Raw genomic sequence first — 17,766 nt, 5'->3', positions numbered from 1 at the left:
GCCGGGCTTCTCAGGGTCGTGCGGTCACCGCCTTGCTGGTGGCCCTGCCGTCCTGGTAGCCGGTCCGGCGCGCGATCACCGTGACGGTGACCTTCTTGCCGCGCATCGAGGAGGTCAGCTTCAGCGTCGCGCCGGTCCGGCCCGCGATCACCCTGCCGTTGAGGCGCCACTCGTAGCGGTACGACGTGACCCCGGGAGACCAGGTGCCGACCGAGGCGCGTACGGTCCGGCCGACCCTGGCCGTGCCGGTCACCGCCGGCTTCCTGGTCGCCTTCGACGCCGGGCCCTTGGCGATCACCGCCGAGGACGGTGACGACGCGGTGCCGGAGAGGTAACCCGTACGCTTCGCCGTCACCGTGACCGTCAGGCGCTTGCCCAGCATCGCGGGCGGGATGACGTACGACGCGCTGGTCGCGCCGGTGATCGTGGCGCCGTTGGCCGCCCACCGGTAGGTGTACGACGTGGCCGCCGGCGTCCACGTGCCGACGGTCGCCTTCACCGTCGAGCCCACGGCCGCAGTGCCGGTGATCGACGGCTTCGTGCCCGGCTTCAGCGCGGGAGGCCCCGCCACGGTGAGGGCTGCGCCCTGACCGTCGGCGGGCTGGGCGGTCAGCGACCACGTGAAGGTCCCGTCGGCGACGGGCCTGCCGGCCGAATCCCTGCCGTCCCAGGTGGCCTTCAGGATGCCCTGCGCGGACGAGCCCGAGAGGGTACGGATCAGCGCGCCGCCCCGGTCGCGCAGGACGACCTGCCACGCCGCGGCGGGCTTCGACAGCCACCAGGTGCCGGACCAGCTGGCGGCGTTCGGGCTCACCGTCGAGTCGATCACGGTCAGCGCGCCGGCCGGGATCCCTGTCGGCACGATGTGGACGCGCTGGTCGTCGTCGGCGTACGCCACCGCGCCGCCGAACCGGTCGACGGTCCAGCTCGTCCGCGAGCCCCCGAAGCGGCCCAGTTCGGCGGCGCCGACCAGCGTCCGGGTGGGCAGGTCGGCGTGGTTGCCGCTGGCCGGGAGCCCGTCGTGCAGGTCGATGAGCCGGAGCCCGTCGGCGTGCTCGACGAGGTAACCGTCGCCGAGCAGGACGTCACCGGCCGGTGCGGTCACCGTACGCTTGGCCGCCCGGTCGTAGATCCCCGCGCCGTGCACATCGCCGAAGCCGTCCCTGCAGAGCCAGTAGACCCAGCGGCCCACCGCCTGCAGGCTGCTCGGGGTGCAGCCGTTGGTGGTCGTGAACGACTCCATCACGCCCGTGCCGGGCAGCTGGGTGGCCGTGACGACACCACCGGTCTGTGCCGCGCTCCACAGCGTCGAACCCCAGACGGCGGCGCCGACCGGTGTGCGGTGCACGAGCACGGCCCCGGCCGCGCCGGGCCGGAACTCGACGATGTTCTGGTTTCCGAACGAGACGCCGTTGACCACCGCGTAGCGGCCGGACAGGTCCACCAGTTCCGGTGTGTCCTCGCCCGTGTGGACGCTCGGTCCCGGGGCGGCGGCGCCGTTCGCGTAGAGCATCGTCAGGCCGGACTCGGTGGCCGGCCGGCGGCCGTGATAGCCGGTGCCGTCGGCGAACATGGCGACGCAGCGCAGCCCGTCGGTGGTGTCGTTGGCGCAGTTGCCGTCGCGCCCGCTGACGAACCCGTCCCGGCTGGACCGGGCCACCGCCGGGGTGGCGTCGGGGCCGGGCGTGGTCAGCCAGGTGCTGCGGTACGCGCCGAGGTAGGTCCCCGGCTGGTAGATCGTGCTGTTGTCGGCGGTGCTGAGGATGCCACTGCCCAGTGCCAGCCCGTGGACCTGCGCCGGTACGGGCGCCACCGCGGTCACCCGGTGCCGTTCGGGGCTTCCGCCGGGGCCCTGCGAGATCCGGTAGATCCCCCAGTCCAGGTCGCCCTCCGCGACGAAACGCTCGGCGCCGGCCACGATGGCCGAGCCGTCGGGCGCCTGCTGGATCTGGTTGGCGGCCGGGTCCATCAGCTTCGTCAGCTGTGGCGCGTCGACGTCGGTCGGCACCGCCCACAGTGGCTGCCCGCGGTAGAGGTCGTTGCCCGGCGAGACCCGCTCCACCGACAACAGGGTGGAGCCGACGATGCCGTACGTGGCGTCGTAGGCGAACGGGCCGGTGTCGACCGTACGGAAGGGGCCGTTGATGTTCTTCCGGTCCAGCACGTCGAGCTTGGCGCGCCCGGCCCGCTTGCGCAGGATGGAGTCGGCGCCGAGCTGGAAGCCCGTGACCTCGAACCCGGTGTCGTTCTCGTCCATCCGGTCCGGCAGCGCGCCGGCGACGCCGTCGGCCAGGTCGACGATGCTCCACCGCCCCCAGCCCGGCTCGTCCGGCGACGACTTGTAGCGCAGGATGACCGACCGGGCGTCGCCGTCCTCGACTGCGATGTCCGTGGCGCCGTCCGGCAGTCCCGTCACGGGCGTGTCGGTGCCGTCGCGCCACAGGTGGACGGTCTGGTGTTCGCCGTCGCCCCCGGTCCGGGTCAGCACGGTGCCACCGAACGTTCCCCGGTACGAGTGCCCCGCCGGCACCGCCACGTCGGCGACCTTGCGGGTCTTGTCCAGCAGCGTGACGTGCGGTGCGTCCCCGCCCTCGTAGAGCGCCACGGTGTCGGCGCCCCGGCCGTACCAGCCCGGTTCGAACGACGCGGCGGCACGGAAGGACCCGTCGTCGACGTTGTACGTCACCGCGGTGGGCAGCCGCTGGTCGAGCGCGGCCGCCGTGCCCGTGGTGTAGTCCGTCCACAGCAGACGGTCGTCGCCCTCCTGCGCCCACAGGAAGCCGCTGGTCCCGGCGGTGAGGATCTGCGTGGCACGGGGGACGGCGCGCTGCGCCGCCGGGAGTACGAGCGCCGCGGGAACCGCCGCCGACTGTGGTGCCGCGGCGGCGGCCGGTGCGGCGGCCAGCGTGATGCCGAGGGTGAGCGCGGCCGCCAGCACCACCGGCGTACGGGTCAGGGACACCATTTCTCCTTGTTTATACGTACGATGCGTGTTTTATCCGTCACAACCCGTGCATCCGCGATGAACCGGCGGCACAGGATACCGAAATCCGAACCTCTGTCGTGTCCCGTCGCGCGCATCGAAAGCGGCGCTCCCGGCCGTTTCGGAAAATGCGTTTTTTCCCGGCATTGCGGACGGATCGGCGACCTAGGTGGACGGGGCATCACCGAGGTGCCCCGGGCTGATCACCCTTTGTGCATCGGTTGGCGGATAGGTTGGCCGAGGCCGGATGGTCGGCCACTGGCACCGGTGCGCGCGGCGTGCGAGATTGTCGCGCGGATCAGTGACGAGGAGTGGCCATGGAAGAGGCGCTGCGGGCCTACGGCGCCGGCCGCATCGACGGCCTTGACGGGTCCCGGGACACGGCACAAGCGGAGGATCCGGCTACCGGCGCGGACTATCGCAGGGGATTTCTCGACGGCCGCCTGGAGGTGTTCCGGATGTTCGCCGGCGTCCGCGACCTACTTCGCGGAGACGACTGAAATCTGGCGGGCGGAAACGAGCCGCCGAGTCGAGGCAACCGGTGACGCCTGCGCCACCAGCAGCAGGAGCGCGCCGCAGACCGCGACCAGGATCCACCCCGGACTCATCGCCGGGGTCAAGCCACCCGCTCCCGGCTCCGCGACCAGGCCACCCGCCAGGGCGATGCCGAGCGCGGCGCCGATCTGACGCGCGGTCGACGCGATCCCACCGGCGAGCCCGGACCGCTCCGGCGGCAGCCCGCTGACCGCGGTGTTGGTGATCGGCGCGTTCGCGAAACCCACCCCGATCCCCACGCACAGGTACGCGACCAGCAGCACCGGCAGCGCGGTCCGCTCGCCGAGCCCGACCAGCAGCGCCCCACCCGCCGCGATGCCCGCCCCGGCCAGCCGCAACGGCAGGCGCGGCCCCACCCGGCCCACCAGGTATCCGGACAGCGGCGCGCAGATCGTGGCCGCGAGCGCCATCGGCAGCGTGACCGCACCGGCCGCGAGCGGACTCAGCCCTCGCACCTGCTGCAGGTAGAGCGTGCCGAGCAGCAGGGTGGCGTTCAGCGCGACGAAGGTCACCACCGCGCCGCCCACCGCCGCGGCGAACGGCGGCCTCCGGAACAGTCGCAGATCGATCAACGGCTCGGCCCGGCGCGTCTGCGTCCGGACGAAGATGAACCCGACGGCGGCGATCGCGAGGTACGCCGCCGTCGCCCACCCGGACCGCCAGCCCGTCCGCGGCCCTTCGATGAGCACCGCGACCACGGACCCGACCAGGATGCTCAGCAGCACCTGGCCGGGCAGATCCAGCCGCCGGGGCCTCGGCGACCGCGACTCCGGCACGTGGACCGCGGTGAGCACTCCGACGATCGCGATGATCGGCAGATTGGCCCAGAACACCGCCCGCCAGCCCAGCCCGGCGATCAGCGCGCCACCGAGCAGCGGCCCGGCCGCCATGCTGAGCCCGAACACCGCCGCCCAGACCCCGATGGCCTGCGCCCGTTCCCGCGGCTCGGTGATCACGTTCACCACGATGGCCAGCGCCACCGGGCTGAGCATCGACCCGCCCACGCCCTGCACCATGCGCGCCGCGACCAGCACCTCCAGGCCCGGCGCCACCGCGCAGCCCAGCGAGCCCGCCGCGAACAGCACCAGCCCGGCCCGGAAGACCCGCCGCCGGCCGATCCGGTCGGCCAGCGCACCGGAGGTGATCAACAGGCCGGCCAGCACCAGGGTGTAGGCGTCGACGGTCCATTCCAGTTCGGGTACGCCGAGCCGCAGCTCCCGCCCGATCGACGGCAGCGCCACGTTGACCACCGTCGTGTCCAGCCCGACCAGGAAGATGCTGGTGCAACAGATCGCCAGCACCCACCATTGACGCGTCTTGTCCATGACCGGAATGGTCGCGGACCGGGCCCGCCGGGCCCAGCGAACTTGCGGAGACCGCAAACTGCTTCCATGGACCCTTCACTGGCGGAGCTGCTCGACGGCATCGGACCCCGCCTGCGCCGCATCCGCCAGGACCGCGGCCTGACCCTGGAAGACCTGGCCGCCGCCACCGGACTGTCGGTCAGCACCCTCTCCCGCCTGGAGTCCGGTAAACGCCGTCCCACGCTGGATCTGCTGATCCCGCTGGCCCGTGCACATCGCATGGCCCTGGATCACCTGATCGGCGCTCCGCCCACCGGTGATCCCCGCGCCCACCTGACCCCGCACCGCACCGAGCCGCGGACCGGCAATCCCAGCGTGGTGGTGCCGCTGACCACGTATCCCGGCCGCCTGCAGGTCTTCAAGCAGATCCTCGGACCCAGCCCGGGCCCGCCGCGGCAGGTGACGCACTCGGGACACGCCTGGTTCTACGTCCTGTCCGGGGACGTACGCCTGCTGCTCGGCAACCGCGACCTGCTCCTGCATCCCGGCGACACCGCCGACTTCGATGCGGCCGAGCCGCACTGGTTCGGCCCGGCCGCCGACCGGCCCGCCGAGATCCTGCACCTGTACGGCCCGGACGGCGACCGGCCCCACGCGGGCTGACCCCCCCCGGCGTGATCATCCGGGGTGGTTGTCGGGTGGCAGCGGCTCGGCTTCCAGGGCGGCGCGGTCCCAGCCGCCCAGATCCGCGGCGGCGGCGTACGTCGTGCTGAGGAACTCGGTGAGCGTGGCATCCGGGTCGGGTGCGGTGGCGACGGCCTCGTAGGGCAGCAGGAACTCCCGGACGTCGCCGTGGTAGCCCGCGGCCCGGGGCCGTACCGGATGCGTGGCGTATCCGGGCGGCTCGGGATAGGCGTACGCGTAGAAGGCGCCCTCCTCGCCGCCCGGCCAGAAACCACAGCTGGCGAGTTCGTGCGAATAGCCCTCGCGCATGACGCGAACGGGGCAGTTCGGCGCGCCACCGGGGTGGGGCGGCGCGGTGCGCCCCGAGAACCGGGTGCAGGCCAGGTCCATGGCACCCCAGAAGAAGTGCACCGGACTGGACTTGCCCACGAACCCGGACCGGAACCGCCCGAGTACGCGGTCGGCCTGCAGGAGCTGGCGCCAGTACAGCTGGACCGCGCGGGCGTCGTACGAGGCGTGCTGATCGTCCTCGGCGAACGGTACGGCGGGCTCCACCTCGTTGGGCGTGGCGTGGATCCGGGTCTGGATACCCAGCTCGGCGAGGGCGTCCATGGTCTCTGTGTAGAAGCGCGCCACCGACTTGGGCGCCAGCTCGACCCGGCGTCGGCTGCCGTCGCTGGTCCGGATGTGCAGCTGGTGGTCGAGGAAGTCGAACTCGATGTCGAACGCCGCGTCCCGGTACGGGATCGCCGGAGTGGTCAGGCCGCGCGGGCTCACCAACAGCGTGACGTGCCACCAGTGGTTGACCGCCGGCGTGTGCGCCATGCGGATCTTCCCGACGACCTGGGTCCACATGTGCAGCGTGTCTTTCGTGTCGGCCCAGTCCTCGATCCGAAGCCGCGGCCACACCCGGTGCTGTGTCGTCTTCTGCTTGGTCACCACGCCCTCCCGCGGATGCCGCTGGACGTTCGATCAAACCGGGGGCACGACGGCACCACCCCCGAATCCTAGACCCGGCCGGGTCGCCTGAGGGGCGGAAGCCGCGTGCCGCGGCGAGACGACCGGGATCCCGGGCGTCTGACGTACTGTTGCGCGGTGGGCACGTCGCAGATCATGATCGCCCTGGACCGCGGCAGCGCCGTCTCCCTCCAGAGCCAGCTCTGCGACCACATCGTCGACGCGGTGCGCACCGGAAAACTCCAGCCCGGTGACCCCGTGCCGCCGAGCCGCGAGCTGGCCCACGAACTCGGCGTCTCCCGCACGGTCGTGCTGCGTGCCTACGAGCTGCTGCGCGCCAACGGGGTGCTGGACGGGCGGCCCGGATCCGGCACCCGCATCAGCCGGACCCTGCCCCGCTGGCAGCCCGCGGACGCCACCGCCCCGGCGTCCCGGCTGGCCCCCGAGCCGCCCCTGGCCGGGCAGGCCGACCATCCACTCTGGCAGCCGTGGGAGCGGTCGGCGGACAACGCCATCGACTTCCGGCACAGCACACCCGCGCTGGCGCAGTTCCCGATCTCCCGGTGGCGCCGCACGATGAGCGAGGCCTTCACCAACGCCGACGCGGCGCTGCTCGGCTACGGCCCGGCGGAGGGCTCGCCCGCGCTGCGCGCGCAGCTCACGGCGCTGCTGCGGCGCAGCCGGGCGCTGCTCGCCCCGGCCGACCGCATCCTGATCACCAGCGGCGCGACCCAGGCGATCGACATTCTGGTACGGCTGCTCGTCCGCCCCGACGACGTCATCGTCATCGAGGACCCGAGCCACACCGCGCTCCGGCAGATCTTCGGGTACGCCCGCGCCACCGTGGTCGCCGTCCCGGTCGACTCCGACGGCCTGCGGGTCGGCGACATCGACCGGCACGTCCGCGCCGCCGGACACGACCCCGCCCGGGTACGGCTGATCTACGTGACACCGTCCCACCAGTTCCCGACCGGGTACATCATGTCGCCGCAGCGGCGGCGCGACCTGCTGGCCTGGGCCGGTGCGCACGGCGCCACCGTGCTGGAGGACGACTACCACCACGAGTTCACGCTGTCCGGCGAGCGGATCCCGGCGATCGCGGCCGACCCCGGCGACGCCGCCGTCGCATACGTGGGCAGTTTCAGCAAGACCCTGTACCCGTCGATCCGGATCGGCTACGCGGTGCTGCCGCCGCATCTGGTGCAGCCGTTCCTCGGTCTCAAGTGGATCACCGACCGGCTGACGGCCACGGTCACCCAGGAGGCCCTGGCCACGTTCATCTCCTCCGGCTCGTACGCGTGGCACATCGGCCGGATGGACCGCCTGTACCGGCAGCGTCGCCGCCGCCTGCTGGACGCCCTGCACGTGCAGTTCGACGGCGCCGCCCGGGTGAGCGGCGCCGACGCCGGCCTGCACGTGCTCGTCACCATCGGCGGGGCGGGCGGCACCGACCCCGCCGAGATCGCCCGCCAGGCGGCGGCGCGCGGCGTGCTGGTCTATCCGGCGGCCGACTACTTCGTCGGCCCGACGCCGGAGGATCCGATGTTCCTGCTCGGCTACGGGGCGGTGCCCACCGAACGGATCACCGAGGGGGTGGCGTCGTTCGCCGCGGCGGTTCGCGCGGCGGCTGCTCGGCGGCCGTGAACGCGGGCCGCCGGAACCGGTGCAGCTGCCCGTGGGGCACGGTGCAGTCGAACAGCGTCTTCGCGGTGCGCCCGTCGGCCGAGATCGTCGTCGAGTAGCTTCGGTGCTGGGTGGGATCGAGCGGAAACCCTTGCCGGTCGGGCAGCACGACGATGTCCCGGTCGCCCTGCATCCGGGTCGCCATCGCCCACCACAGGTCCTGTTCGGACTCGACGTCCACGTCCTCGTCGACACTGAGCACCAGCTTGACCATGCGGGACCCGTCGAGCACCGCGAGGGACGCGGCGCGGACGATCTCGTCGTCGCGTTCGTCCCGCTTGGCCCGCCACTGCAGCACCGCCATGAGCTGCCCGCCGCCCGCGGTGTGGCAGTGCACGGCCCGGATCGGGGCGTCGCGGCCCAGCAGGTCATCGAGGATGGCCGCCTCCATGCCGAAGCCCAGCAGGTGCGACTGCTCGTAGCCGGGCCCGGAGACCGTCTGCAGGATCGGGTCGGGCCGGGCCGTGATCGCGGTGACCCGCACCACCGGCAACGCGGGATGGGCGCGGCCCTGGTAGCCGAGGAACTCGGGGGTGGCCGCCTCGCCGTCCGGGTTCTCCGCGGCCAGCTCGCCGGTGATCTCGCCTTCGAGGACGTACTCGGCGTCCGCTATGAACTCGGCCGCGACGCTGCGGCAGGGCAGCAGCTCGACCGGCGCCCCGGCCAGCGCCCCGGCCACCGCCAGCTCGTCCATCCCCGTGGGCACCAGCGAGGTCGGGCAGCACGACGCCAGCAGGACGGCCGGCGACGGGCCGAGGTGGATCGCCACCGGCAGGGGCCGTCCGCGACGCAACGAACGCTCGTACGCCAGCCCCAGGTCGCGGCCGGGCACCATCCAGATCGTCAGCCGGTCGGTGCCGCGCACGCACATGCGGTGCACCGACAGATTGCGTACGCCGGTCTCCGGGTCGGTGGCCAGCACCGCGCCGAGCGTCAGGTACGGCCCGGCGTCCTCGTCGGTCAGCACCGGGATCGGCAGCGCCGACAGGTCGGTGGGCAGCGTGTGGCGCGGCCACCGCCCCGGATCGGCGGCCGGTACCGGGGCGAGCGGCGCGGCCACCGCGTCGCGCAGCCGGAACGGCACCTGCTCGGGGCGGAGACCGAGCAGGGCGGCGGCCCGGCGGCGGGTGCCGTACAGGCCCATCAGGAGCTGCGACGGCGCTCCGGTGTCCGGGCGTACCTTCTCGAACAGCACGGCGGGGCCCGGCCCGGTGGGCGGCGGGGCCGGCGTCCCGGCCCACCGGGCGTAGCGTGCGCCGGGGCCGAACCGGGCGGGCAACTCGTCGGTGACGCGCAGCAGCTCGCCCGGCATTGACTCCAGCGCCGCGACCGCGGCACGCAGGTCGGTGATCACACCGGCGTCCCGCGCCGCCGCGCCAACCGGACCAGCTGCATGGCGGTGAGTTCCTCGATGAGCGCCCGGTATGTCTCGCGGGCGATCTGCGCAGGCATGCCGTGCCGCTCGGCCAGCATCTCGACCCGGGCCAGCACGGCGCGAACCCGGTCGGGGGAGCGCACGGCGGCCTCGTCGGTCTTGTGCTCGGTGAGGACCCGAACGGCGGCGGTCCGCTCGGCCAGCAACCCGACGATCATCTCGTCCAGCTCGTCGATCCGCCGCCGCATCCGCTCGATCTCCCGCTGCCCATCCTCGGTCATGCTGTGCTGGCTGGGCATGCCCTCGTGGCCCTCGCTGCGCTCGGTGCGCTCGGTCATGCCGTGCTTGCTGGGCATGCCCTCGTGGCCCTCGCTGCGCTCGGTCATGCCGGGACCACGCGGTCGACGACGAACACGAGCGTGGGCTGGTCGTGGGAACCCTGCGAGCGGTGCTCGTCGTCGTCCGGGATGACGAAGGCCATGCCGGGGCGGCACGGCACCGAGCGGTCCCTGAAGTGGATGGTGAACTCGCCCTGCAGCACGTAACCGGTGTGGCCGCGCAGGCACCACTCGTGCTCGTCGAAACCGGCGGGCAGCTCCAGCAGCCGCAGCCGCTGACCACCCACGTACGCGATCTTGACGCGCCCGTCGGCGCCCGGCTTGTGCCAGGTCTCCCACTCGGCGTTCGGGAAGTCGATGCCGACGGGCAGGGTGACGGCCTCAGTGGACATTGTCGGTGTCTCCTTGGATGGTGGTGAGCTCGCCGCGGCGCGGACGAGGGATTCGTTCGTTGAGATCGCGCAGCGGCAGCACAGGTCCGAAGATGCGCTGGTGCTGGTGGAGCAGCTGGATCATGTCGAGCATCCGGTGCAGCATGCGGTCGAGCGCGTCGAGGCCCTCGACGTCGTTCAGGCCCGGCGTGCTGTCGGTGTTGCGCAGCAGCACCGGGAAGCCGCTGCCGACCAGGATCATGCGGTTCAGCAGCAGGTTGTTGACGATCTGGTTGTGCGCCGACGAGTCGCTGTAGCGGCGTCCGGTGACGATCACCCCGCCGACCTTGTTCGCCAGCGGGCGGTCGAAGCGCAGATACCCGACCCCGGCGCGTTCGATGAAGATCTGCATCAGGTGTGCCAGGCCGAAGCCGTGCACGGGTGCGGCGTACAGGATGCCGTCGGCCTCCCGCATCCGTTCGATCAGCGACGGCATGTCGTCGCTGAGTTCACACGGCACGAGGCGGCTGTTGCAGTTGCCGCACGGGCTGCACGGCGCGATGCGGTGGTCCCGCAGGTAGATCGTCTGCAGCTCGCCGCCGCGCGCGGCGATCAGGCGGCCTGCGTAGGAGACCGCGAGGTCGGTGTTCCCGCCGGCGCGTTCCGAACCGTTGATGGCCAGGATGGTGCTTCGCATGTGGCTCTCATCCCCCGTGGATGGGCGACCGCCCGGACGGGGTGACCGTCCGGGCGCGCCAAAGGTCAGTCGGTCAGTCGTCCGGCGAAGTAGTCCAGGTACGCCTGCATGTCGAAGTGGCCGTGGCCGGACAACGAGAACACGATGGCCTTCGACTCGCCGGACTCCCGGCATTCCAGCGCCTCGTCGATCGCCACCCGTACCGCGTGGGTCGACTCGGGTGCGGGCACGATGCCCTCGGCCCGGGCGAACTGCACACCGGCCTCGAAACACGCCCGCTGCGGCACGGCCCGCGCCTCCAGCGCGTCGATGTCCTTGAGGGCGCTGACGACCGGCGCCATGCCGTGGTAGCGCAGCCCGCCGGCGTGGATGGACGGAGGCACGAAGTCATGGCCGAGCGTGTGCATCTTGGTCAACGGTGTCATCCCCGCGGTGTCACCGAAGTCGTACTCGTAGGTGCCCTCGGTCAGCGACGGGCAGGACGCCGGCTCGACCGCGATCAACCGGACCGCCGGGCCGCTGCCGTCGTTCTGGCGGCGCCAGAACGGCAGGGCGAGACCGGCGAAGTTGGAGCCGCCCCCGGCCGCGCCGATCACCACGTCGGGATAGTCGTCGGCCAGTTCCAGCTGGGCCAGCGCCTCCTGCCCGATGATCGTCTGGTGCATGAGGACGAGGTTGAGCACCGAGCCGAGCGCGTACTTCGCGGTGCCGCCGCTGGCCAGTGCGGCCTCGACGGCCTCGGAGATGGCCAGGCCGAGGCTGCCGGAGGAGTTCGGGTCGGCGGCCAGGGCCGTCCGTCCGGCCTCGGTCAGCGTGCTGGGGCTGGCCGTGACGCTGGCGCCGAACGTCTCCATCAGCGCCCGCCGGTACGGCTTCTGGTCGTAGCTGACCCGGACCATGTAGACCTCGCAGTCCAGCCCGAAGTACGAGCACGCCAGCGACAGCGAGCTGCCCCACTGCCCGGCGCCGGTCTCGGTGGTCAGCTTCTGCACGCCCTCCTGCATGTTGTAGTAGGCCTGCGGCACCGCCGTGTTGGGCTTGTGGCTGCCCGCCGGGCTGACCCCCTCGTACTTGAAGTAGATCCGGGCCGGCGTCTGCAGGGCCTGTTCCAGGCGGTGCGCCCGGACGAGCGGGCTGGGCCGCCACTGCCGGTACACGTCGAGGACCGCGCCCGGGATGTCGATGTCGCGCTCGGTGGAGAACTCCTGCTCGATCAGGGCCTCGGGGAACAGCGGTGCCAGGTCGGCCGGGGTGATCGGCTGCCGGGTGCCGGGGTGCAGCATCGGCGGCAGCCCCTTGGGCAGGTCCGGCACGACGTTGTACCAGGTCGTGGGGAGGTCGTTCTCGGAAAGAACAAATCTGGTCACGGGCATGTCGGTGTGCATCTCCTAGGTGGTCAGGCGTACTGCGGTTGCGGTTCGGCTACCGGGGCGCGGCGCACCGGCAGCACCGCGTAGGCGAGGATGCCGAGCGCGGGGGCGAGGAACAGGGCGAGGAACACCGGCGCGTGGCCCTGCTCCTGCCAGAGCAGGCCGAAGCCGATGGGTACGACGAGGCGGGCGAAGCTGAGCACGAAGCCGTTGAGCGACATGAACCGCCCGACCCGGCGCCCGTCGACGTGGTCGGCGATGTACGTCGGGATGACGACCGACACGATGATCTCGCCGAGCGTCCACACCACGGTGGACAGCAGGATCGCGGGCAGCGAGAAGGCGAACGCCATCAGCGCCGTACCCGAGGTCCACAGCACACCCGCCACGATCAGCAGGACCCGCGTCGGGTGGGTCTTGATCCGGCGTTCGATGAGCAGCCCGGCGGAGACCACGACGATGCTGTTGATGGTGTAGACGACGCCGATCATCGCGGCGGACGTGTGCAGCACGGTGGTGACCGCCAGCGGCAGCGCGTACTCGATGCCGATCAGCGGCGCCACGTAGCACAGCGACGCGAGGACGATCACGGCCACGTCTGTGTCGGCGCGCCGCCCGGACGGGCCGTCCGCGCGTTCCGGCTCCCGGGCCTGGCGGAGCGTGTCGCGGGGGACCCACAGTGCGATCAGGGCGGCGCAGGCCAGTCCCAGCGCGATGTTGCCCGCGAACATCAGCGCGTACGAATAGGCAGCGGCGAGGCCGCCCAGCAGCGGGCCGATGCCCATGCCCAGATTGTTGGCGATGTAGTTGACCGTGTAGGCGAACGGCCGCTGCTCCGGCGTGGCCAGGTCGGCGATGAGGGTGTTGGCCGCCGGGGCGAACATCCCCATGCCGACCAGCGCGACGAACAGGAACACCGCGTACAGCCAGGGGGAGTGCTGGACGAGGGCGAGGCCCGCGTACCCCAGCGCGTTGAGCACGAGGCTGACCAGCAGCGCCGGACGCCGCCCCGCCCGGTCGCAGACCGGCCCCGCCAGCAGGCTGCCCACCAGCAGCCCCGTGCTGCCAACCGAGATCAGCCCCCCGGCCTGCCCGGTGCTCAGGTGCTTGGCGTCGGTGAGGTAGACCGCCAGGAGTGGGAAGACGAACATGCCCACCCGGTTGACGAAGCAGGCCAGCACCAGGACCCGCAGCGGCCGGGGCAGCGCCGCGAACTCGCGTACCCGGGATGCGCCGATCATGACGCCTCCGCTGCGGTACGGACGACGAACGTGTCCCGGATGAGCTTGAACCGGGCCAACACGTCCTCGTAGTCGCGGCCGGAGCAGACGAACCAGCCGAGCACGTCGTTCGAGGCGGTCGGTGGTGCCAGCACGTCGCCGACCCGCTTCCACACGTCCGCGTCGAGCACCGAATCCAGGCTCTTGAGCTGCTCCGCACTGGTGATCTCGGTGATCCGGCCGACCCGCGACGAGGAGAGGTATTCGGTGCCGACCTCGGGACCGCTGCGGCTCACCGGCCGGTGCGCCGGGTCCAGTTCCAGGCGGCACCACTCGCCGGCCAGGTTGATGCCGTGACCGGCCTGGATCGCCGGCACGATCGAGCCGCCACCCGCTCGGGCGGCCGCCTCCCCGAAGACGACGGACCCGTCGTCGCGCAGGAAGAACTCGACGTGCGCGACGCCGGTGTCCATCCCGAAGCCGCGCAGCAGCCGCGCGTTCTGGGAGAGGATGCGCCGCTCGCCCGCGGACAGGTCGTGCCGCCGCGAGATCGTCCCGCCCGGCTCGTCGCGGAACTGCAGGATCGAGTACGTGTACCGCGACAGCTGCTCGAAGACGATCCCGCCGCCGCTGACCAGGGAGTCCACGTGGTACTCGACGCCGTCGACGTACTCCTCGACCCGGTAGTCGTGCCGGTCGTCGGCGATCTCCGGCCACACCCGTTCGAGGTCGGCGTCGGAGTCGACCCGGAACGTGCGCCCGCAGGCCCAGCCCGCGTACGGCTTGAGCACGATGGGGTAGCCCGTGGTGGCGGCGAACTCCTGGACCGCGCCGAGGGTGTCCGGCCGGCAGGAGCGGGCCACCAGGATGCCGAGTTCCTCCGCGCGCCGGTGCATGACGTTCTTGTCGCGGAAGGTGAGCGCCTGCTCCGGATTCAGCCCGCGGATGCCGTGGTCGCGGCGGCACCGGCTGGCCGTCAGCACGTCCCCTTCGAACAGCGGGAAGAGGCGTTCCACCCGGTGCGCGGCGCAGATCGTGTCCATCACCCGGCGTACGTTCCCGGAGTCGTCCAGGTCGGCGTGGTAGCTGCGGACGTCACCGACGTCGGCGGGGTCCCAGCCGGTGGGGATCAGTGCGATCGGCTCGACGCCGTACTCCCGCGCCGCCGCGACGACGCTGGCGAACTGGGCGGCGTACCGTCCGGCCTGCGGCCGGTAGACGATGACGACGGCACGCGTCATGACGGCCTCCCCGCGGTGACGGTCTCGGCGGCGAACGGTGATCCGGTGCGGACGGTGCGGTCGAGCCGCAGCCGGTGTGCCGGTGGGTCACCCAGCGCCGCCAGGGCGTCGCCGAGCCGGTCCAGGGCCGCGTCGAGCCGGGCCGCGCCGGCCGGGTCCGCCGCCTCCACGGTGAGCAGCAGCCGCTGCGGCCCGGTGCCGGTGGCCACGACGTGGCTCTGCCGCCAGTTCCAGCGCCGGGAGTGGGCTCGTCCGGCGCCGTCGGCGTAGATCACCTCGCCGGGTTCCGGGTGCTCGGGGGCGTCCGGCCGGCCGAGCGGCAGGAACGCCTCCGTACCGTCGGCCGGGCGGACCGTCAGCTCCTTCGCGACGGAGCCGACGGCGCAGCTGGCGACCGGCAGGCTGGTGGCCAGCGAGACCGCGTTGCAGAGGTCCACCAGCGCGTTGATCCGGGGCAGCCGGTCGCCCTTGGCGACCCGCCGGGCGATCGCCTCGGCGGCGCACGGGAACCGGTTCGGGTTCAGCCCGACGGCCCGGTACGCGTCCCGCCATGCCGCGACGCCGGGCAGCGCGGCGACACCGGCCTTGTCCAGCCCCCGCGCCTGCACGGCGTCTTCGGCCGCGGTGAGCAGCCGCTCGACCGCCGGGTGGTCGCGGGGCACGTCGAGCGCGGGCACCGCGATCAGGCCGAGCACATAGCCGGGTACGCGCTCGGACACGCGGTCGTCGATGGTGACCCGGATACCGCCGGGGTCGGTGAGCTGTGGCATGGGACTCCTCAGGGTGTGACGTTGTGCGCCGCACCGTATGTCCGCGGGCGGGCCCGCGCGGCGACCAATGTCGTGCCGTTGGGTGAGGCCAATCGGGTGCCGGCCCGGCGGTCAGGACACCGGCGCTGGGCGGGCGGCACCGCGCAGGAAGTTGTCGAACAGGCGCGCCCCGTGCTCGGTCATGACGCTCTCGGGGTGGAACTGCACCCCCTCGACGGCCAGCGAGCGGTGGCGCAGGCCCATCACGTAGCCGTCGTCGCGTGCGACCGCGGTGACCTCCAGCTCCGGCGGCACGTCGCTGACGATCAGCGAGTGGTAGCGGGTGACGGTCAGCGGCCGCGGCGAACCCGCGAAGACCCCGCGGCCGTCGTGGTCGACGACGCTGGTCTTGCCGTGCATCAGATGGGACGCGACCGCGGTGACACCGCCGAACGCCAGGCCGATCGCCTGATGACCGAGGCAGACGCCGAGCAGCGGCACCTCACCCGCGAAGCGGTGCACGAGTTCGACGTGCCCCGAGTCGGCGGGGTGGCCGGGCCCCGGGCCCAGCAGCACGGCGTCGGGTGCGAGCGCGGCCATCTCGTCCGGGGTACGGGTGCGGGAGCGCACGACGATGGTCTGCGCACCCAGTGTCCGCAGGTACTGGTAGATGATGTGCGTGAAGCTGTCGTACGCGTCGACCAGCAGGACCCTCATGGCAGCAGCTCGCTTCCGGTCAGCGCCCAGTAGGCCGCGCTCATCTTGGCCAGCGTCTCGCGCCACTCACCGGCGGGCGTCGAGTCGGCGACGACGCCCGCGGAGGCCTGCGTGTGATACACCCGCCCGTCGCGCACCGCGGTGCGGATGCACAGCGCGAAGATCGCGTACCCGCGGGGGTCGAGCAGGCCGAGCGCGCCCGCGTAGATGCCGCGCGCGCTGTCCTCGATGGACTGGATGATCTCCATGGCGCGCAGCTTCGGCGCGCCCGTCATGGTGCCGGCCGGGAAGGCCGCGCACACCGCGTCCCAGACGTCGACGCCGTCCTCCAGCCGCCCCGACACCGTGGACACCAGGTGGTGCACGTACGCGAACGGTTCGGCCTGCATCATCGAGTCCACGCTCAGCGTGCCCGGCACGCAGACCCGGCCGATGTCGTTGCGGCACAGGTCGACCAGCATGACGTGCTCGGCGCGCTCCTTGTCGCTGCCGACCAGCTCGGCGACGCGGGCGCGGTCGTCCTCCGGGTCGGCGGCGCGCGGGACGGTGCCGGCGATGGGCCGCATGACCACCGCGCCGTCCTGGATCTTCAGGAACAGCTCGGGGCTCGCGCCGATCACGGTCTGGCCGGCCCGGGGCAGCAGATACATGTACGGCGAGGGGCTGCGTTCCCGTAGCCGCCGATACACGTCCAGCGGGGCGAGGTCGGTGGCCACCTCGATGCGGTGGCCGATCTGGATCTGGTAGCTGTCGCCGATCTCGATGTAGCCGAGGCATTCCTTGACGCGCGCCTGGAACGTCTCGGAGTCCACACTGTCGCGGACCCAGTGCGGCGCCGGGGCGGCGGGCGTGGGCCCGCCCGCATCCACCGGCACGTCCGTTACCAACGACTGTCCGGGTTCCAGCAGTGGGCCGGAGCTGACCAGCTGGTGGACGGTGCCGGTGTCCAGGTCCCACCAGACCGTGTTGCGGAACAGCGTCAGGGTGAGCCGGGCGACCCGGTCCGCGGCCGGATTGGCGGGCAGCGTGTCCATGTCCCACGCCGCCTCGTACGCGAACGTCGTCAGGAAGCCGAACGCGAACGCGCCGACCGGCACGTCGGTCTCGATGGCGAACGCACCGGACAGTGCGCGCACCGCCGGCCAGACCCGGTCCGGGCCGGCCACGTGCCAGGTGGTCACGCCGTCGGAGCTGCCGAGGCGGACGCCGAGCACCGCGTCGGTGACGGCGGCGAGGGCGGTGCAGAGTGGGCCGTGCCCGTGCAGCTCCAGCCGGTCGCCGACGAACCGCAGCTCGGCGAGGCGGTCCCAGCCGAGCATCGCGCCGTGGCGGTCGGAGTCCGGGCCGTCGAGGCTCTCCAGCAGATACAGATCGTCGGTGGGCCGCTCGCCGGCGAGCGTCGCGTAGAGCGCGAGCGGATCGACGGGTGCTATCGGAACGGCGTGCACCGTAATCGGAACCGTTTCGGCTAATAGGACGTTTCGCTTCTGATCAGGCATTGCGACGTACCCCCGTGTGTGCA

General features: G+C 72.2%; 16 protein-coding genes. 3 read left to right on the top strand and 13 right to left on the bottom strand.

Features of this window, described 5'->3' with window-relative positions:
- Positions 1-10: 10 nt before the first annotated feature.
- Complete coding sequence (locus ACMCNN_RS17650; protein WP_412741598.1) at positions 11-2,965, bottom strand: FlgD immunoglobulin-like domain containing protein; 2,955 nt, start codon at positions 2,963-2,965, stop codon at positions 11-13.
- Between the two features lie 335 nt (positions 2,966-3,300).
- Between ACMCNN_RS17650 and ACMCNN_RS17645 the strand changes: the two genes are divergently transcribed.
- The gene (locus tag ACMCNN_RS17645; protein WP_412741597.1) at positions 3,301-3,483 is read left to right on the top strand and encodes a hypothetical protein; all 183 of its coding nucleotides are present in this window, start codon (positions 3,301-3,303) and stop codon (positions 3,481-3,483) included.
- Here the strand turns inward: ACMCNN_RS17645 and ACMCNN_RS17640 are convergent.
- A complete protein-coding gene (locus ACMCNN_RS17640) occupies positions 3,463-4,863 on the bottom strand; it encodes an MFS transporter (protein WP_412741596.1) in 1,401 nt (466 codons plus the stop codon). The genes ACMCNN_RS17645 and ACMCNN_RS17640 overlap by 21 nt on opposite strands.
- A gap of 66 nt (positions 4,864-4,929) precedes the next feature.
- Between ACMCNN_RS17640 and ACMCNN_RS17635 the strand changes: the two genes are divergently transcribed.
- Positions 4,930-5,505: a helix-turn-helix domain-containing protein gene (locus ACMCNN_RS17635; RefSeq protein ID WP_412741595.1), complete on the top strand. Its 576-nt coding sequence runs from the start codon at positions 4,930-4,932 to the stop codon at positions 5,503-5,505.
- A 15-nt stretch (positions 5,506-5,520) separates the two neighbouring features.
- On the opposite strand, the gene ACMCNN_RS17630 is transcribed toward ACMCNN_RS17635, so the two are convergent.
- A complete protein-coding gene (locus tag ACMCNN_RS17630; protein ID WP_412741594.1) occupies positions 5,521-6,465 on the bottom strand; it encodes a DUF5996 family protein in 945 nt (314 codons plus the stop codon).
- 156 nt (positions 6,466-6,621) lie between these two features.
- Between ACMCNN_RS17630 and ACMCNN_RS17625 the strand changes: the two genes are divergently transcribed.
- On the top strand, positions 6,622-8,127 hold the full coding sequence (locus tag ACMCNN_RS17625; RefSeq protein ID WP_412741593.1) for a PLP-dependent aminotransferase family protein: 1,506 nt from the start codon (positions 6,622-6,624) through the stop codon (positions 8,125-8,127).
- Here ACMCNN_RS17625 and ACMCNN_RS17620 read toward each other — a convergent pair.
- From ACMCNN_RS17620 to ACMCNN_RS17575, 10 genes are all read right to left on the bottom strand, one after another.
- Positions 8,066-9,520 (bottom strand): UbiD family decarboxylase domain-containing protein, encoded by a 1,455-nt coding sequence (locus ACMCNN_RS17620; protein ID WP_412741592.1) that lies wholly within the window; start codon positions 9,518-9,520, stop codon positions 8,066-8,068. The two genes, ACMCNN_RS17625 and ACMCNN_RS17620, sit on opposite strands and share 62 nt — an antisense overlap.
- The gene (locus ACMCNN_RS17615) at positions 9,517-9,927 is read right to left on the bottom strand and encodes a chorismate mutase (protein WP_412741591.1); all 411 of its coding nucleotides are present in this window, start codon (positions 9,925-9,927) and stop codon (positions 9,517-9,519) included. The genes ACMCNN_RS17620 and ACMCNN_RS17615 overlap by 4 nt, the downstream gene beginning before the upstream one ends.
- The gene (locus ACMCNN_RS17610; RefSeq protein ID WP_412741590.1) at positions 9,924-10,271 is read right to left on the bottom strand and encodes a cupin domain-containing protein; all 348 of its coding nucleotides are present in this window, start codon (positions 10,269-10,271) and stop codon (positions 9,924-9,926) included. Before ACMCNN_RS17610 ends, ACMCNN_RS17615 begins: the two co-directional genes overlap by 4 nt.
- On the bottom strand, positions 10,261-10,947 hold the full coding sequence (locus tag ACMCNN_RS17605; RefSeq protein ID WP_412741589.1) for a flavodoxin family protein: 687 nt from the start codon (positions 10,945-10,947) through the stop codon (positions 10,261-10,263). Before ACMCNN_RS17605 ends, ACMCNN_RS17610 begins: the two co-directional genes overlap by 11 nt.
- A gap of 65 nt (positions 10,948-11,012) precedes the next feature.
- A complete protein-coding gene (locus ACMCNN_RS17600) occupies positions 11,013-12,320 on the bottom strand; it encodes a TrpB-like pyridoxal phosphate-dependent enzyme (protein ID WP_412741588.1) in 1,308 nt (435 codons plus the stop codon).
- A gap of 23 nt (positions 12,321-12,343) precedes the next feature.
- The gene (locus tag ACMCNN_RS17595) at positions 12,344-13,558 is read right to left on the bottom strand and encodes an MFS transporter (RefSeq protein ID WP_412741587.1); all 1,215 of its coding nucleotides are present in this window, start codon (positions 13,556-13,558) and stop codon (positions 12,344-12,346) included.
- Positions 13,555-14,778: an ATP-grasp domain-containing protein gene (locus ACMCNN_RS17590; RefSeq protein WP_412741586.1), complete on the bottom strand. Its 1,224-nt coding sequence runs from the start codon at positions 14,776-14,778 to the stop codon at positions 13,555-13,557. Before ACMCNN_RS17590 ends, ACMCNN_RS17595 begins: the two co-directional genes overlap by 4 nt.
- Positions 14,775-15,548 carry a B3/4 domain-containing protein gene (locus tag ACMCNN_RS17585; protein ID WP_412741585.1) on the bottom strand — a complete coding sequence of 258 codons (774 nt, stop codon included), beginning with the start codon at positions 15,546-15,548 and terminating at the stop codon, positions 14,775-14,777. Before ACMCNN_RS17585 ends, ACMCNN_RS17590 begins: the two co-directional genes overlap by 4 nt.
- Before the next feature lie 111 nt (positions 15,549-15,659).
- On the bottom strand, positions 15,660-16,244 hold the full coding sequence (locus tag ACMCNN_RS17580; protein ID WP_412741584.1) for an anthranilate synthase component II: 585 nt from the start codon (positions 16,242-16,244) through the stop codon (positions 15,660-15,662).
- Complete coding sequence (locus tag ACMCNN_RS17575; RefSeq protein ID WP_412741583.1) at positions 16,241-17,692, bottom strand: anthranilate synthase component I family protein; 1,452 nt, start codon at positions 17,690-17,692, stop codon at positions 16,241-16,243. Before ACMCNN_RS17575 ends, ACMCNN_RS17580 begins: the two co-directional genes overlap by 4 nt.
- Positions 17,693-17,766 lie beyond the last annotated feature (74 nt).

The sequence above is a fragment of the Krasilnikovia sp. MM14-A1004 genome, from assembly GCF_047159485.1.
Lineage (GTDB): Bacteria > Actinomycetota > Actinomycetes > Mycobacteriales > Micromonosporaceae > Actinoplanes.
Note: the sequence above shows the minus strand (reverse complement) of the source record. Positions and strands in the feature narration are given on the sequence as shown.

Coding starts and splice junctions, on each gene's coding strand:
- ACMCNN_RS17580 (WP_412741584.1), bottom strand. CDS start 16,244: ATGAGGGTCCTGCTGGTCGACGCGTACGACAGCTTCACGCACATCATC.
- ACMCNN_RS17645 (WP_412741597.1), top strand. CDS start 3,301: ATGGAAGAGGCGCTGCGGGCCTACGGCGCCGGCCGCATCGACGGCCTT.
- ACMCNN_RS17600 (WP_412741588.1), bottom strand. CDS start 12,320: ATGCCCGTGACCAGATTTGTTCTTTCCGAGAACGACCTCCCCACGACC.
- ACMCNN_RS17590 (WP_412741586.1), bottom strand. CDS start 14,778: ATGACGCGTGCCGTCGTCATCGTCTACCGGCCGCAGGCCGGACGGTAC.
- ACMCNN_RS17635 (WP_412741595.1), top strand. CDS start 4,930: ATGGACCCTTCACTGGCGGAGCTGCTCGACGGCATCGGACCCCGCCTG.
- ACMCNN_RS17650 (WP_412741598.1), bottom strand. CDS start 2,965: ATGGTGTCCCTGACCCGTACGCCGGTGGTGCTGGCGGCCGCGCTCACC.
- ACMCNN_RS17610 (WP_412741590.1), bottom strand. CDS start 10,271: ATGTCCACTGAGGCCGTCACCCTGCCCGTCGGCATCGACTTCCCGAAC.
- ACMCNN_RS17585 (WP_412741585.1), bottom strand. CDS start 15,548: ATGCCACAGCTCACCGACCCCGGCGGTATCCGGGTCACCATCGACGAC.
- ACMCNN_RS17595 (WP_412741587.1), bottom strand. CDS start 13,558: ATGATCGGCGCATCCCGGGTACGCGAGTTCGCGGCGCTGCCCCGGCCG.
- ACMCNN_RS17605 (WP_412741589.1), bottom strand. CDS start 10,947: ATGCGAAGCACCATCCTGGCCATCAACGGTTCGGAACGCGCCGGCGGG.
- ACMCNN_RS17640 (WP_412741596.1), bottom strand. CDS start 4,863: ATGGACAAGACGCGTCAATGGTGGGTGCTGGCGATCTGTTGCACCAGC.
- ACMCNN_RS17615 (WP_412741591.1), bottom strand. CDS start 9,927: ATGACCGAGCGCAGCGAGGGCCACGAGGGCATGCCCAGCAAGCACGGC.